This is a genomic window from Erwinia sp. 009765445 (genome assembly GCF_058137865.1).
Genome location: NZ_JBYUWC010000005.1, coordinates 107665 through 122415, shown reverse-complemented (window position 1 = coordinate 122415; position 14751 = coordinate 107665). Strand labels below are relative to the sequence as shown.

Here is a 14751-nt window from a genome sequence, read left to right as displayed (position 1 = left end):
TGAAACAGAGCCCTAAATTAAATCACGCTGCGCGGCTGTATTCAGCCTGCGCCCGGCTTTATTTACTTTATTGTTTTCAATCCGGAGAAAGTCATGGAATCATCTGAAGCCGTTACGCTGACACAGGACGTTGTCGATTCAACCAGCTGGCGTAAAAGCGATACAATGTGGATGCTGGGCCTGTATGGCACGGCGATTGGGGCTGGCGTGCTGTTTTTACCGATCAATGCCGGTATCGGCGGACTGGTCCCACTGATTATTATGGCCCTGCTCGCCTTCCCGATGACCTTCTTTGCTCATCGTGGCCTGTGCCGCTTTGTGCTGTCCGGCCGTGAAGCAGGCGAAGATATCACCGGCGTAGTGGAAGAACATTTCGGTGCCGGTGCCGGTAAGCTGCTTACCCTGCTCTACTTCTTTGCTATCTATCCGATACTGCTGGTTTACAGTGTGGCAATCACCAATACAGTGGAAAGCTTCCTGACCCATCAGATGCATCTGCAGGCACCGCCGCGCGCCCTGCTGGCGCTGATCCTGATTGTCGGACTGATGACCATTGTTCGCTTCGGCAAAGAGATAATTGTCAAAACCATGAGCGTGCTGGTCTACCCATTCGTGCTGGTGCTGATGGCACTGGCGCTGTTCCTGATCCCGCACTGGAACAGCTCAATCTTTGAACATGCCAGCCTGAGCGGTTCCGGCAGTGGCTTATGGATGACGCTGTGGCTGGCGATCCCGGTAATGGTGTTCTCGTTTAACCACTCCCCGATTATCTCTGCTTTTGCCGTGGCAAAACGTCAGGAGTACGGCGACAGTGCAGAGCAAAAATGTTCACGCATTTTGCTGCGCAGCCATCTGATGATGGTGGTGACGGTGATGTTCTTCGTGTTCAGCTGTGTTCTCAGCCTGTCACCGGAGAATCTGGCGGAAGCGAAAGCACAGAATATTTCGATCCTCTCGTACCTTGCTAACCACTTTGACACGCCGCTGATGGCATGGATGGCACCGATTATTGCGATGGTCGCCATCACCAAATCGTTCCTCGGCCACTATCTTGGCGCGCGTGAAGGTTTTAATGGCCTGATCGTCAAGGCTATGGGAGAGAAAGGCAAAAAGCTGCCGGAAAGCAGGCTGAACGGCGTGACCGCCATCTTTATGCTGATCACCACCTGGCTGGTGGCAACGCTGAACCCGAGCATCCTGGGTATGATCGAAACGCTGGGCGGGCCGGTGATTGCGGTGCTGCTGTTCCTGATGCCGATGTATGCCATCAACAGGGTTCCGGCGATGCGTCAGTACAGCGGTAAAATCAGCAACGTCTTTGTGGTGCTGATCGGCCTGATTGCCATCTCCGCGATTACTTTCGACCTGTTCTGATCCCAAAGAAAAGGGGCTGAGTATCAACCCAGCCCCTGAAATCAGTTAAACAATATTGGCACTAAACGAGCACGACTCCGTCAGGAAAACCATTTCCCGAACCAGCCATTCATTTTCATCATCACGAAATCCCAGATGCGGCTGAAGAACCCGCCCTCGTTCACATCCTCCATCACCACTAGCGGCCGCTGTTCAATGGTTTTACCCTCCAGCTGGAAATCGATATTCCCTACCACCTGATTTTTTTTAAGTGGCGCGGTCAGCTGTGGCTGCGACAGCGTAAAGCTGGCCTTGAGATTTTTCATTTGTCCCTTTGGCAGCGTGACAGAAGCATCGTTAGCCACGCCAAGGTTGACCTCATTTTTATCGCCGTACCACACGCGCTGCGTTGAGAAAGGCTTATCGGCTTTAATCGGCGTCACCGTTTCATAAAAACGGAAGCCCCACGTCAGCAGTTTTTCACTCTCACGGAAGCGGATCGCATCCGTTGCCGCACCGAGCACCACTGAGATTAAGCGCTGATCGCCGTCGGTTGCTGAGGCCACCAGATTATTCCCTGCGCCATTGGTATGACCGGTTTTGATACCGTCCACGTGCAGGTTGCTGCTCCAGAGTAGCCGGTTACGGTTGTACTGTTTGATGCGGTTAAAGGTGAATTCTTTCTCTTTATGCAGCGCATACTCGGCTGGCACATCACGGATGAGCGCCTGACCGAGCAACGCCATATCACGAGCTGTACTGTACTGCCCCTCCGAATCCAGCCCATGCACCGTCTTGAAGTGGGTATTTTTCAGCCCAAGCGCCTGCACATAGTTATTCATCAGGCTGACAAACGAGTCCTGGCTACCGGCCACGTAATCGGCCAGTGCAATACTCGCGTCATTGCCCGACTGGATAACAATGCCTTTGTTCAGTTCAGAAACCGGAATACGGTCGCCAGGCTTGAGAAACATCAGCGATGAACCCTGCAGAATCGGGTTGCCGGTGGCCCATGCATCCTTACCGACCGTCACCATATCGTCATTGGTGATCTTCCCGGCTTTAATCGCCTGGCCGATCACATAGCTGGCCATCATTTTGGTCAGGCTGGCCGGGTCAAGGCGATCGTCAGCATTGGATTCAGTCAGGACTTTGCCACTGTTGTAATCCATCAGGATCCACGCTTTGGCATCAATCTGGGGTGGTGCGGGGGCGTTTTCAGCCCGGGCAGGAGAGACCACGTTCAGGAGCAGTGAAAGTGAGGCAGCCAGTGGAGCAAGACCGGCGGAAAGGCGAGTTTTCATCATGGCAAGACCCAAGTATCCATTTGAAAGATAAATATTTCTGGTGCTGGCGGGCACAGACCTACCTACGCTAACGCTTCTGAAGCTGAAAAAAAACAGCATTACCGTAAAGTTTTTTGAAGTTTATTAGATAAATCTGGGATATGCCGCCGCTGGCGGGCTTTTTTTGGCACTTCCGCGTCAGCTGTGCCAGGTGAAATTCCGATTTTTCGCAGAACAGTTAAGCCGGTCACAAAATTCCGCTAACCTGAATACAGGTTGCCAGAGGAGAACTAACGATGGATTTAGCCCTGTTCGATCTTGATGAGACGGTTATCTGTGAAGACAGCACCGGCCTTTGGTTACGCTGGCTGGTCTCCCAGGGATTTGCCCCGGAGGCGCTGATAGAGCAGGAGAGAGCGCTGATGACCCAGTACTACCGGGGGTCGCTGTCGATGGAAGAGTATATGAATACCACGCTGTCCCCGCTGGCAGGAATGGCGACGCTGACGGTAGCGGGCTGGATAAGACGTTTTATCCACCGCGACATCATGCCAAGAGTTTACCCCTCAGCCCGCGAAAGAATGGCCTGGCATCAGGCGCGCGGCGATACCATTATTCTGGTCTCTGCCAGCGGTGAACATCTGGTGACACCGATTGCTCTGCAACTGGGGGCCCATGCCGCGCTGGCAATTGGTGTGGAAATTGTCGATGACCGCTACAGTGGCCAGACCTATGGCACCATGACTTATAAAGAGGGCAAGGTCACGAGACTCAATGACTGGCTGTCGGTACAGGAGGATGTCCGGTTTAATCATACCTGGGCTTACAGTGATTCGATGAACGATTTACCGATGCTGGAACATGCCGACCACGCCCATGTTATTAACCCGAGTGAAAGCTTACACCAGTTAGCAAAACAGCGCGGCTGGGAAGTTTGCCGCTGGATGCGATAAGCGGGAGTATCGTTTTACCCTCATCTCAGTCCCTTCCCTCTACTCTCCCTCACGGGCACTTCTTTTAAAGTGCCCGTTTTTTTACATCATTTCAGTTTACTGACTTTAAGTTTCAAGTCATGAGGCCGCTTTTAATCATCAACGAGGCTTAATGAGTTATCAGAGATACGTTTTATCCTGACCCGAGGCATTACCTCTACACACACAGGTAAGTAATTAAAAGGAGAGAATTACCATGATGACCGTACGCACTTTATTAATTGGTTCGGTAGCCCTTATGCTCGCCATTTGCATAATGACAGTTTCAGTACTGCTTTAACTGAAACATTAGTTTTTCTTTAATCCTGATGACCAGTTATAAACATCTCGCTGAAATCAGCCTGTGTAAAACAGGCACTGTATAATTGCATGGGTGACTATCTTCAGTCAGAAGACTCAGTGAAAAATCGATATAAAACATAAAATTATTAAATAAATAAAAAACTTCACTGCACCAGTTAAGTTTTCCCTCCGGAGAGACGCTTTAAGAATACCAGCAGGAGTAAAAGCGCAATGCTTCCAGCACGACCAGAGAGGTCAGACTGACAGCATTGAAAGGATTTCTCTCTTTTGCAATCTGCACAATCTGAGGAGGATGCCACGGCATCTCTGTAAATCAGAAATTTTTTCAACTCATTTTTCAAAACAAGTAATTAAATGGAGAAAATTACTGTGCGTATTTCATTACTCGCTTCAGCCCTCGCGCTGGCTGTTGCCACAACTTCCTTTACTGCCTCAGCTGCTGATACGGCGACGATGGCAGTGACAGGCACTATTACCCCCACCACCTGCGATGTCGCGCTGAGTGCTTCCTCTGTGGATCTGGGGAATATCCCTGCCACCGAGCTCCTGACAAAAGCAAACGATTATACTCAGGACTATCAATCGTTATCAGTCAGCTGTGATGCCGCAAGCCAGATCGCACTGCAAACCACCGACGATCGTGCAGCAAGTGCATATACCAATGCCGACTTCCAGACTGTTTCTGCACTGACTTTGCCTGGCGTGGACCAAAATATTTTCGGTCTGGGAACGGATTCAGCTGATGGGAAAATCGGATCATTGCAGTTAGTGATTACCGCAGCCAACATTGACGGTACTGCCGCAACAGTGCTGGCTAGTGCGGATAAATCCAGCTGGACTTCTCAAGGCAATAGTTATTTGCTGGCTAAAAATGGCTATGTTGCACTGACCACTAATGCGGGCGGCACCACACCGGACAGCTTTACTAAAGCGACCCTGACTCTTTCTCCACGAATCTATCTGAAACAAGGTTCAGCCTACCCGGCTGGCGAAGAGGTCAAAATTAACGGTAGCGTCACCTTCTCTGTAGTGTATTTGTAAGCAGATCGTTGCAGTAATTTGAGGCTAACGTTCTCAAGATTAATTAACTTAATTTTATTTTCACAAATAACATAATACCAGGGAACCTGGCATTATTTCATTCTGCAGAAAAAGGACATAACTGACCAAATTAACCGATATAAATACACGCCATCAAAAAACAATACCGCATTTAACTTTTATTAATATGAGGTATGTAACGATAGCAGTCCGGGCAAGGAATCCGTTGATAAAAATCCGTAATGGAAGAGTCCATGAACAACCTGATGCTAAAAAAAATAGCCATCATGTTAATAAAAAGTAATTAAATGGAGAAAATTACTCATGCGTAAATTAGTTATTGCGTCGGCTATCGCATTAGCGACAAGTACATTAAGCCTTTCTGCTTTTTCAGCAGATACCGCCACGCTGGCAATTACCGGGACGATCACCCCTGCAACCTGTGATGTGTCACTGAGTAATACCTCTCTGAGCGCAGGAAATATAGCGGCATCGAGCCTGACCAACGATTTTAATCAATTCGAGCCAGGAAACAGTACCTTATCTGTTGCCTGCGACGCAGCCTCTGCAGTAGCGATACAGACTACTGATAACCGTTCGGCTTCAGCGATGACAAAAGCTGAGATAAGTTCGGAAATGAAGATAGATATAACGTCGATTACTGATGCGAATATTTTTGGTATTGGCAATGATTCTGCCGGTAAAAAGGTGGGGATGCTCGCTCTGGCAGTTGCCTCAGCCACGGCTGATGGCACAAGCAACAACAACCTGTTGAGCAGCAGCGACAAGAGCAGCTGGACAGCCAAAACGATTTCCCAGGCTACGCCAATACCACTGGAAAAAAACAGTTATTTCGCTTTAGCTGCCAGCAGCGGAGATACGGCCCCCACCAGCGTGACCAATGCCACATTTGAAATATCTTCGCTCCTGGTTTTAAAGAAAGCCGACCATTATCCAGGTGGTGAAAAAGTAGACATTGACGGCAATATCACCTTCTCGCTGGTGTATTTATAATCCTTCTGGCGAGAGGCGACAGCCCTTCGCTATTTTACGAGTAAGAAAATGACAACATTATCTAAACTCTTCTCTGCACTATTGCTTTTCCCGCTGCTGCTGAATACTGCGCAGGCCGCCGGAATGCGGCCAGAAGTCCCGGCCTTGTTTCTCGATGATGGCAGTCGCGAAGCCACCATCAATGTTCAGAATACTGACAGCTCCCTGGCTTTGTTGCACAGCAGCCTGCAAACCATTCCTGAAGACAGGGAGAACCTGTTAATTATCACCCCGCAACTGGCCCGCGTTAATGCCGGACAGAAGCAGCAGGTTCGCGTGATGCTGAAACAGGGCGTGATGCTGGACAAGCAGCGCATGCAGCGGATTAATTTTATTTCCGTGCCGCAGGATGACGGTAAACAAAATCGTACCCGAATTCTTATCGGTCAGAATATCCCGGTCATTATCTCACCGGCGAGCCTGCCGCAAAATCTGGAGCCATGGAAGTTACTGAAATGGCAGCGCATCGGCCAAAGTATTCAGGTGGAAAATCCTTCAAAGTATATCGTCAGGATGACCGATAAGGTCGATCTTTTACCGTCGAAAAACAGCATCAGCCTGAAAAAAACCTACCTTCTTCCCGGTGAGAAAGTTCTGCTTTCCCTGAAGGAATCGGATGCCAGCAAGATTAAAGAGATCCGTATCCATCCGGTGACTCGCTTTGGTGTGCTGACCACACCATATGTTATTTCCTTGTAAATCGCGCCCATAATCCTGATGAAAAAAACAGTGTTCTTTTGCAGCCTGCTCCTGTCATGTCATGCATTTGCAAAAGATAGTTTTGATCGGGAGATGCTACGCGATCTTGGCTATGATGATTCCGTTGGGGATTTGCTGGCGGAAGAAGCCCATTTTCTCCCCGGTCATCATCAGGTCACCCTCATTATTAACGGCCAGCAGAAAGGCAGCAAAGACCTGACTTTTGATCGCCAGGGCAAAGCCTGCTGGTCCAGCGCCCTCCTGGAGGAGCTGGGGATTACCCCGCGCGCTTTCACATCCGCGGCAGAGAGTGACTGTCTGATTCCCGCCCCTGAGAATAACATCACTGTCATTGAACATCCGGACAGAAACAGCCTGGAATTAAAAGTGCCGCCTGACTGGTTACAGGATCGGCTGCATTACGCCTCGGGTGGCAAAGCGCTGATCCTGAATTATGACGCTAATGTTTATCGTTATCAGCGGCAGTCCGCTAATAGCGCCACCAATCAGACTCTGACCAGCGAAGCAGGCATCAACTTTAATGACTGGATAGTACGCAGCGGACAGAGTTTTTCCACCTGGGGAGGGAAGAAAGATTTTTCCCGCCTTTATACCTATTCCCAGAAGACCTTTACCAACCTCTCTTCGGTACTCCAGGCCGGGGAGATCTCGACTAATGACCCGGTTTTCGGCGGCATTAACCTGACCGGGGCACAGCTGTTTCCGGAAATGGCGCTGCAGGGCGGGAGTAACCACGCAACGATTGATACTGTTATCCCGCTGGCGGCAACCGTTGAAGTCTGGCAGCGGGATATTCTGCTAAAATCTTTTCGTCTCCCGGCTGGGGCTGTGACGCTGGAAGATATTCCGGTGCTCAATCGTCAGGACGATTTTATCCTCAAAATCCGGGACGATGCCGGTGGCGAACAGCAGCAAATTATCCCCTATATTCAGGCAAGAACCGCGAGGGTATTCAGCCCAACGGGATTGAGCCTCGCAGCAGGTCAACTGCGTTTGAGTTCTGAGAAATTCCCGCTGGCTACGGCTTCTGCAGGCGTTTATCAGAATACCCGACTCTCGCTGGTGAGCGGAGGATTAGTCAGTCAGGATTATCAGTCAGCAGCCTGGCGGGCCGACATCAGGCTGACAGAGACCCTCCTGAGCACCCTGACCCAGACCCTTTCACTGGCGAAAGACAGCCAGGAGCAAAGCGGTCACGTTAAAGGAATTAAAAACCAGGCTTCACTGGCTTATCCCGTAACCGGGTATTTATCGGCAAACGCCGTGGCAAGTTTTTACAGCCAGAATTTCCTGGAGCCGGGCAGCGCCATGCCTTATCGCCGGACCGTCGCTGAAACGGGGCAGATCAAAACGCAGTATTCCACGGGTCTGAGCTATAGCCATCCCGTACTGGGAAGCCTGTCGCTCTCTGGCACCGTAACGCACAACTACCGTTCTTCCGATGTCATCGGTTACGTGATGAATTGGGGAAAAAGCATTGACCGCACCAATATTAACGTTGGCCTGCAGAAAAACCGACTGACCACTGACGGCAGACGCTATGACAATCGTTACCTCTATCTGAACCTTTCCATCCCGCTGGGCGAAAACCTCAGCCTCAGAAGCTGGGCCAGCAATACTCACAACCAGTCTCGCTATGGTGTTGGCTTTGATCAGACGGTCAATGAAAAGCTGACCTGGAACATGAACAGCGAGAAGAGTTCACAACGCGATCCGTCCGTATCCGCCGCTGCGACCTGGACCAGTAAATACAGCAAGCTAAACGGCAGCGTATCGAAAGGCGACAGCAACAGTTATTCCCTGGGCGCGCGCGGAGGAGCGGTAGTGCACAGTGAAGGGCTCACTTTCACCCCACGCCAGGTTTCCGATACGTTTGGCATCATTTCGCTTAACAGCAATCAGGCGGATGTGGAAATCACCACACCACGGGGCAAAGTGTGGACCGACCGTCAGGGCTACGCCATCGCCTCGTGGACACCCTGGCAAAAGAATACCGTGCAAATCAACACCCGCAGCCTGAAAAAAAATGTTCAGGTGCAGAGTGGTATTGCTGAAGTTACCCCTTACCGTGGTGCCGTCCTGCCGATCAGTTTACCGGCCCACGAAGTTCGCCGCGCGCTGGTTTCATTCGTGCCGGGCGTGCAGCTGGCTCCGGGATCGCCGGTCAAAAATGACCAGGCTGAGCTGGTTGCCTTCGTGAATGAAGATAAAACCATCTTTTTTGACGATCTGCCCGAGGGTGCTCTCTTTGGCCAGACCACAACAGGCACCCGTTGCCGGATTGAACTGAACAGCCCCTGGCAATACATGCCGGATACCCTTTATGCCGCTCTGACTGCGAGATGTGAATAATGAAAATCCAGCCCGTTCGCCACTCGCTGCTCGCTCTGTTGCTGAGCATTGCCGGTTTACCGCTCGCCCATGCTGAGTGCTCAGTTCAGTTGAGCGATGCTGTAATTGATTATGGATCGCAAACCCGGGGCGATTTGCTGCAGCAAAACGGGAACGAGCTGACGTCTGCGGAATTAAGCCTGGGTGAAGAGCGGATTATTGATGTCAACATCACCTGCGATCGTCCGGCTCCGCTCAGCCTGCAGTTCATTGCGCCAGCACGGGACAGCCAGAGCTATAGTTTTGGCCCTTCAGGAAAAGCCGTACTGAAACTCTATGATGCCTCAGTGGATAATCAACCGGCAGAGATTGCCAGTAATCTCGCCGGAACAGACCGCAGCCAGGCGATAATCCTGGCTGCCGATAAGCGTCTGACCTTCTGGCGGGAAGGTACCCGCCTTTCCGGCTCCTCACTGCGGGCTAAAGTGGCCATCAGCACTTATCTGCCTGCCGGTCAGACCCGCGTCAGCGACAGGCAAAGCTGGCAGTTAAACGGCAACTTCATCGTCAGCGATACGGAATAGGCCAGCGCCATTGTTATTGACTCAGCCCGACTTTCAGCAACTTGCCGTCACTCTCGTCCGTCAGCACGTAGAGATAGCCATCCGGTCCTGTGCGCACATCGCGGATACGCTCTCCGCGATCTTTTAACAGACGCTCTTTCTCCACCAGATGCTCACCATTTACCGTCAGGTGGATCAGGCTTTTCTCTTTCAGCGCCCCGACAAACAGCGAGTTTTTCCACTCACTAAAGCGGTCGCTGTCATAAAACGCCATGCCGCTGACGGCCGGAGAAACTTTCCAGTAGAAAACGGGCTGTGCCGTTCCGGGGACTTTTCCCCCTTTTGAACCCGGCACTTTCTCACCGCTGTAATCGATCCCCCAGGTGGCGATCGGCCAGCCGTAGTTCATGCCTTTACGGGGAATATTCACCTCATCCCCACCCCGTGGACCGTGCTCCGTTTCCCACATTTCATTCGTCCAGGGATTCAGCGCCAGCCCCTGCGGATTACGCATGCCGTAGCTCCAGACTTCCGCTCTGGCATTTTTTTTACCGACAAAAGGATTATGTTTCGGAATGCTGCCATCGGCATTGAGCCGGATGATTTTGCCGGTCAGCGCCTCCGTGTTCTGCGCGCTTTCGGCCTGGAAGTTGTCACCGAAGGCTATCCACAGATAGCCCTGACGATCGAATGCCAGCCGCGACCCCAGATTTGCCCCGCTGGAGAGTTTAGGTTCCTGCGGCAGGATCACTTTAAAGTCGCTGAGCTGGCTGTTCTCTTTGTTCAGCGTACCGTATCCCACCACTTCGCCTGCCCGTCCAGCGCTGTCGGCTTCCGTATAGCTGAGATAAACATGGCGGCTTTGGGCAAAATCAGGTGCCAGAGCCACATCCAGCAGCCCTCCCTGACGGTGCGCCCAGACTTTTGGCACACCGCCGATCGGTGGCGATAGCCCTTTCCCGGCCTGCCAGCGGCGCAGCTGACCGGAACGCTCGGTGATCAGCAGCCCCTGATTATCGGGCAGAAAGGCCACTGCCCAGGGATGATCCAGCCCTTTCTGCAACTGTTCGACAGTAACACTGGCAGCCAGCGCCTGCTAACCCAGCAGAAGGCAACCAGCCAGCAAACAGCCTTTAACTAAACGGGACATATCTTCCCTCCTAAGGTTGCGCCTTCAGATACACCACGCTGTTTTGCATCCGGTGACCGGAAACCGCCATGGTGCTGGCAATCACTGCTGCAACCGGCACGACTTCGCAGAACTTCATATCCTGATTTTCAGCGCTGACCGCCGTGATTGCCGTTTTCATAATCAGCGTACACTGTCCAGCAGAGCTGACCAGCGGTTTACGCTGAGCCACCGCGGCTTTCATCCGCTTATCGGTATAATCGCGGAAAATAAGGAGAGACTTCTGAAGCATAGCGGTCAGATGAGGCTTTGCCATTCTCTCAGGGTTAAAATGTGAATGTCCGCACTCTTCATATTGCTGTATAAATTTTGCTTCGACATCGGTAAAATCCCGCGCAAATTGCTGTGCTGAACTGGAAATGAGTAATGTCGCAAAATACAACAATGGCTCCCCGCATCGGTTTCGTCTCGCTGGGCTGCCCCAAAAACCTCGTCGACTCTGAAAGGATCCTCACCGAGTTGCGTACGGAAGGATACGAAGTGGTGCCGCGTTATGATGACGCGGAAATCGTTATCGTCAACACCTGCGGCTTTATTGACAGCGCCGTGCAGGAGTCGCTGGAAGCGATTGGTGAAGCGCTGAATGAAAACGGCAAGGTAATTGTCACCGGCTGCCTGGGCGCGAAAGAGAACCAGATCCACGAAGTGCATCCTCGCGTGCTGGAGATCACCGGACCGCACAGCTACGAGCAGGTGCTGTCGCACGTGCATCAGTATGTGCCCAAGCCTCAGCACAACCCGTTCCTCAGCCTGGTGCCGGAACAGGGCGTAAAGCTGACGCCGCGTCACTATGCCTACCTGAAAATTTCTGAAGGCTGCAACCATCGCTGCACCTTCTGCATCATCCCTTCCATGCGTGGCGATCTGGACAGCCGTCCGATTGGCTCAGTACTGGATGAAGCGAAGCGCCTGGTGGAAGCCGGAGTGAAAGAGCTGCTGGTGATTTCGCAGGATACTTCGGCCTATGGCGTGGACGTGAAGCACCGCATCGGTTTCTGGAACGGATCGCCGGTAAAAACCAGCATGGTCAGCCTGTGCGAGCAGCTGGCGAAGCTGGGCGTCTGGGTGCGCCTGCACTACGTTTATCCTTATCCGCACGTGGATGACGTTATTCCGCTGATGGCGGAAGGCAAAATCCTGCCGTACCTGGATATTCCCCTGCAGCACGCCAGCCCGCGTATTCTGAAGCTGATGAAGCGTCCGGGTGCCGTTGAGCGCACGCTGGAGCGCATCAAACGCTGGCGTGAAATCTGTCCGGAGCTGACGCTGCGTTCGACCTTTATCGTCGGCTTCCCGGGCGAAACGGAAGAAGACTTCCAGATGCTGCTCGACTTCCTGCAGGAAGCCCGACTGGATCGCGTGGGCTGCTTCAAATACAGCCCGGTGGAAGGCGCCACGGCTAACGATCTGCCCGATCAGGTGCCTGAATCCGTTAAGGAAGAGCGTTATGACCGCTTTATGCAGTTGCAGCAGGCGATTTCTGCCAGCCGCCTGCAGGAGAAAGTCGGCCGCGATATTCTGGTGATCATTGATGAAGTGGATGAAGAAGGCGCTATCGGCCGCAGCATGGCGGATGCCCCGGAAATCGACGGTGCGGTTTACCTGAACGGTGAGAAAAACGTCAAACCGGGCGATGTGATCCGCGCGCACGTGGAGAATGCCGACGAGTACGACCTCTGGGCCACTAAGCTCTGATGTCCGTCCAGCCCGCTTCCTTAGCCAGCGGGCTGGTCGCTACAGATAATACCCTGAGTTTGCTCCGCAGCCTCCACTATTGGTCCGTCACCTTAACTGGCCACACCTCTTCATAACCCAGCCCCGTTAAATCCTCGACAACGGCCCGGGTTTCATCAGTGACATCTTCACGTAAACCGTGGTTTTTAAGGCGCTCCACTTCATCAACGAAGATCTTGTGCGTTCTCTTGTTCAGGTGAAATGTGAATGCCTGCCACAGTGCCAGCACCAGCAAGCCGACAGTCCCTGCAAAGAGGGTAATCGCGATGGTATTGATGGCCTCCTGCGGTTGGAACTGACTTCCCTTAATAAAACCACCAAGCTGCAGAACTAACCCAATCACAAAAGTCGCTATCGCCAGGGTCGTTTTACGGGAAAACGTCATTACTGCGGCAAAAAGCCCTTCCCTGCGCTGGCGGGTGATCATCTCATCAATATCAGGAATAAACGGAAATATGTTCCAGGGAGTAAATTCAAGGACGCATCGGCCAATCTGATAAACACAGGCAAATACGATCAGCAACAACGCATTTTCTGCTGGCGGATAGAGATAGACCATCAATAATCCCGAGAGACACAATATCATCAGAGCATAGGCAAAAATATAAAGCCGGGCAGGCCCTTATTTTATTAAAGCGAAACCAGCAATCAACGTCACCGGCAGGCCGATAATACTCATTGAAAGCAGGCTTCCCGCAAAGCTTGATGAAATATTCAGGCAGTAAACACAAAAGAAGACAAACAAGGTATTATAAATATCTTTTGCGATGAATGAGTAAAGGTAAATAGCCAGATGCTTGCGGAACGCTCTGACTTTCAGCGTTGATAAATAATCGCTAGAAAGATTTACAGCCTGTAAAATACATTGTTTAAAATTAACGGAAACCGGCCTTTTTTCCAGCTCAGCCAGCATAGCTGGCGTTAACTCTCTCTCCCATGTCACTTTCCATGAAATAAAAATACACATCATAAAAAGCACGGAAAAGAACAGTCCGTTCAGCAGATAAGCATCGGGATTATTTTCCCCATGCACGCCAATCAACACGCCGGGGATAAACGTTGCCAGAAAGGTTCCGCCAGCCGAGAGGAACATGCGGCATGTTGACAGCTTGGTGCGGGAGTTAAAATCTTTGGTCATTTCGGAAGGTAGTGTTTCCCAGGGAACAGTACCATCGCAGCGACTATTTCAAAAGCCAGATAGACCGTCAGGTAAAACCAGTAATCCATGCCGTTAAGCCAAAGCAGTGAATAAACCAGCATCAGAGGGGAACCAATCAACAGAAAAAAACGGCGGCGACCAAATTTTATGCCTAATCTTTTTTTATAGAAATGGTCGGTAAAAGTGCCCATAAAAAGACTGACGATGGCATCGACAATACGGGCGATAGCGACAATCGAAGCGGCCTCCATCGGCGAAAGCCCGACAAAAGTCGTGTAATAAAATAATAACCAGGCACCAATAACAGTAAAGGCTCCGCCCCCCATTATATCCGTGAGTCCATAATCAATACTGACGGGAATTGTGATCTTGCGTGTGACACCAGACATGATTTCATCCTTCCTGGAGAATAATTAATATATCCCTGACAACGAAATTATCTGGATCAACTTATACGCCAAAAAAAATCAAGTCTACTAGCATACATGAGCATAAATAATATTTGTGAACGGAGTCTGAAAAATACCCCATAACGAAACACTCTTCAGCCAGTCGGAAGCCGTTTTCAGCCGTATTGCGCCTGATGCTTTTTCTTACGGGCAAGATAATCTTTATCCGCGCGGATTTTGTCCCACCAGCCTTTGAAGATAGCGGCGGAAGCCGCTTTCTCCTCATTCACGCTAAACGGCAGCAGCTCGCCGTCCGGCCTATACTTTTTTCCGCCTTTATGATTGGCGTAGCGGCGCGCACGGGTATAACCCATCTGGATAAATTTGCGCGCCATATCCATGCCGACAAAGTCATCCGCTACGCGATACTGTTCAAACAACCGCATAATCTCCTGCGCTGAAGCTTCGGCCATTGCCGGTGTTTTGAAGCGCCAGTGCGGCAGGATTTCGCTCTTATAAGGTTCAACCATCAGCACGCCCTGCTCGCCCCGCCCTACCTGGTAGCGATCCGGATGCTGGCGAAAGTCAGTATTTTTGAAGTCCTGCTGGTAATCAAACGCCTTCATCCCGCTCCTCCT

At 51.3% G+C, this 14751-nt stretch carries 12 protein-coding genes and 1 pseudogene; 8 read left to right on the top strand and 5 right to left on the bottom strand.

Annotation, left to right across the window (positions count from 1 at the left end; all coding sequences use genetic code 11):
* Positions 1–93: 93 nt before the first annotated feature.
* Positions 94–1374 (top strand): HAAAP family serine/threonine permease, encoded by a 1281-nt coding sequence (locus tag AC3Y5R_RS06620; RefSeq protein WP_489920676.1) that lies wholly within the window; start codon positions 94–96, stop codon positions 1372–1374.
* Between the two features lie 80 nt (positions 1375–1454).
* On the opposite strand, the gene AC3Y5R_RS06615 is transcribed toward AC3Y5R_RS06620, so the two are convergent.
* Positions 1455–2660, bottom strand: coding sequence for a serine hydrolase (locus AC3Y5R_RS06615; protein WP_489920675.1), 1206 nt, complete (start codon positions 2658–2660; stop codon positions 1455–1457).
* A gap of 275 nt (positions 2661–2935) precedes the next feature.
* Between AC3Y5R_RS06615 and AC3Y5R_RS06610 the strand changes: the two genes are divergently transcribed.
* The 6 genes from AC3Y5R_RS06610 to AC3Y5R_RS06585 all read left to right on the top strand — a co-directional run bounded on the left by AC3Y5R_RS06610 (position 2936) and on the right by AC3Y5R_RS06585 (position 9663).
* Positions 2936–3592 (top strand): HAD family hydrolase, encoded by a 657-nt coding sequence (locus AC3Y5R_RS06610; RefSeq protein WP_489920674.1) that lies wholly within the window; start codon positions 2936–2938, stop codon positions 3590–3592.
* Positions 3593–4303: 711 nt separating this feature from the next.
* Positions 4304–4975: a DUF1120 domain-containing protein gene (locus tag AC3Y5R_RS06605; protein WP_489920673.1), complete on the top strand. Its 672-nt coding sequence runs from the start codon at positions 4304–4306 to the stop codon at positions 4973–4975.
* Positions 4976–5299: 324 nt separating this feature from the next.
* A complete protein-coding gene (locus AC3Y5R_RS06600; protein ID WP_489920672.1) occupies positions 5300–5989 on the top strand; it encodes a DUF2574 family protein in 690 nt (229 codons plus the stop codon).
* Positions 5990–6037: 48 nt separating this feature from the next.
* A complete protein-coding gene (locus tag AC3Y5R_RS06595) occupies positions 6038–6727 on the top strand; it encodes a fimbria/pilus chaperone family protein (RefSeq protein ID WP_489920671.1) in 690 nt (229 codons plus the stop codon).
* 93 nt (positions 6728–6820) lie between these two features.
* The gene (locus AC3Y5R_RS06590) at positions 6821–9100 is read left to right on the top strand and encodes a fimbria/pilus outer membrane usher protein (RefSeq protein WP_489920670.1); all 2280 of its coding nucleotides are present in this window, start codon (positions 6821–6823) and stop codon (positions 9098–9100) included.
* Positions 9100–9663, top strand: a complete 564-nt coding sequence (locus AC3Y5R_RS06585) for a DUF1120 domain-containing protein (RefSeq protein WP_489920669.1) — start codon at positions 9100–9102, stop codon at positions 9661–9663. Before AC3Y5R_RS06590 ends, AC3Y5R_RS06585 begins: the two co-directional genes overlap by 1 nt.
* A 13-nt stretch (positions 9664–9676) precedes the next feature.
* On the opposite strand, the gene AC3Y5R_RS06580 is transcribed toward AC3Y5R_RS06585, so the two are convergent.
* Both AC3Y5R_RS06580 and AC3Y5R_RS06575 read right to left on the bottom strand, forming a co-directional pair.
* Complete coding sequence (locus AC3Y5R_RS06580) at positions 9677–10732, bottom strand: PQQ-dependent sugar dehydrogenase (RefSeq protein WP_489920784.1); 1056 nt, start codon at positions 10730–10732, stop codon at positions 9677–9679.
* 70 nt (positions 10733–10802) lie between these two features.
* Positions 10803–11087, bottom strand: a complete 285-nt coding sequence (locus AC3Y5R_RS06575) for a DUF3313 family protein (RefSeq protein ID WP_489920668.1) — start codon at positions 11085–11087, stop codon at positions 10803–10805.
* Positions 11088–11197: 110 nt separating this feature from the next.
* Here AC3Y5R_RS06575 and rimO point away from each other — a divergent pair, with 110 nt between their 5' ends.
* Positions 11198–12526: a 30S ribosomal protein S12 methylthiotransferase RimO gene (gene rimO, locus AC3Y5R_RS06570; protein WP_489920667.1), complete on the top strand. Its 1329-nt coding sequence runs from the start codon at positions 11198–11200 to the stop codon at positions 12524–12526.
* A 76-nt stretch (positions 12527–12602) separates the two neighbouring features.
* Here rimO and AC3Y5R_RS06565 read toward each other — a convergent pair.
* Together AC3Y5R_RS06565 and AC3Y5R_RS06560 are read right to left on the bottom strand one after the other, a co-directional pair.
* Positions 12603–14113 (bottom strand): annotated as a pseudogene (locus tag AC3Y5R_RS06565) (MFS transporter).
* Between the two features lie 176 nt (positions 14114–14289).
* Positions 14290–14739, bottom strand: coding sequence for a DUF4385 domain-containing protein (locus AC3Y5R_RS06560; RefSeq protein WP_489920666.1), 450 nt, complete (start codon positions 14737–14739; stop codon positions 14290–14292).
* Positions 14740–14751 lie beyond the last annotated feature (12 nt).

Excerpts from the sequence above, each read along its gene's own strand:
- AC3Y5R_RS06620 (WP_489920676.1), top strand. The coding sequence starts at position 94 with ATGGAATCATCTGAAGCCGTTACGCTGACACAGGACGTTGTCGATTCA.
- AC3Y5R_RS06615 (WP_489920675.1), bottom strand. The coding sequence starts at position 2,660 with ATGATGAAAACTCGCCTTTCCGCCGGTCTTGCTCCACTGGCTGCCTCA.
- AC3Y5R_RS06610 (WP_489920674.1), top strand. The coding sequence starts at position 2,936 with ATGGATTTAGCCCTGTTCGATCTTGATGAGACGGTTATCTGTGAAGAC.
- AC3Y5R_RS06600 (WP_489920672.1), top strand. The coding sequence starts at position 5,300 with ATGCGTAAATTAGTTATTGCGTCGGCTATCGCATTAGCGACAAGTACA.
- AC3Y5R_RS06595 (WP_489920671.1), top strand. The coding sequence starts at position 6,038 with ATGACAACATTATCTAAACTCTTCTCTGCACTATTGCTTTTCCCGCTG.
- AC3Y5R_RS06590 (WP_489920670.1), top strand. The coding sequence starts at position 6,821 with ATGCTACGCGATCTTGGCTATGATGATTCCGTTGGGGATTTGCTGGCG.
- AC3Y5R_RS06585 (WP_489920669.1), top strand. The coding sequence starts at position 9,100 with ATGAAAATCCAGCCCGTTCGCCACTCGCTGCTCGCTCTGTTGCTGAGC.
- AC3Y5R_RS06575 (WP_489920668.1), bottom strand. The coding sequence starts at position 11,087 with ATGGCAAAGCCTCATCTGACCGCTATGCTTCAGAAGTCTCTCCTTATT.
- rimO (WP_489920667.1), top strand. The coding sequence starts at position 11,198 with ATGTCGCAAAATACAACAATGGCTCCCCGCATCGGTTTCGTCTCGCTG.
- AC3Y5R_RS06560 (WP_489920666.1), bottom strand. The coding sequence starts at position 14,739 with ATGAAGGCGTTTGATTACCAGCAGGACTTCAAAAATACTGACTTTCGC.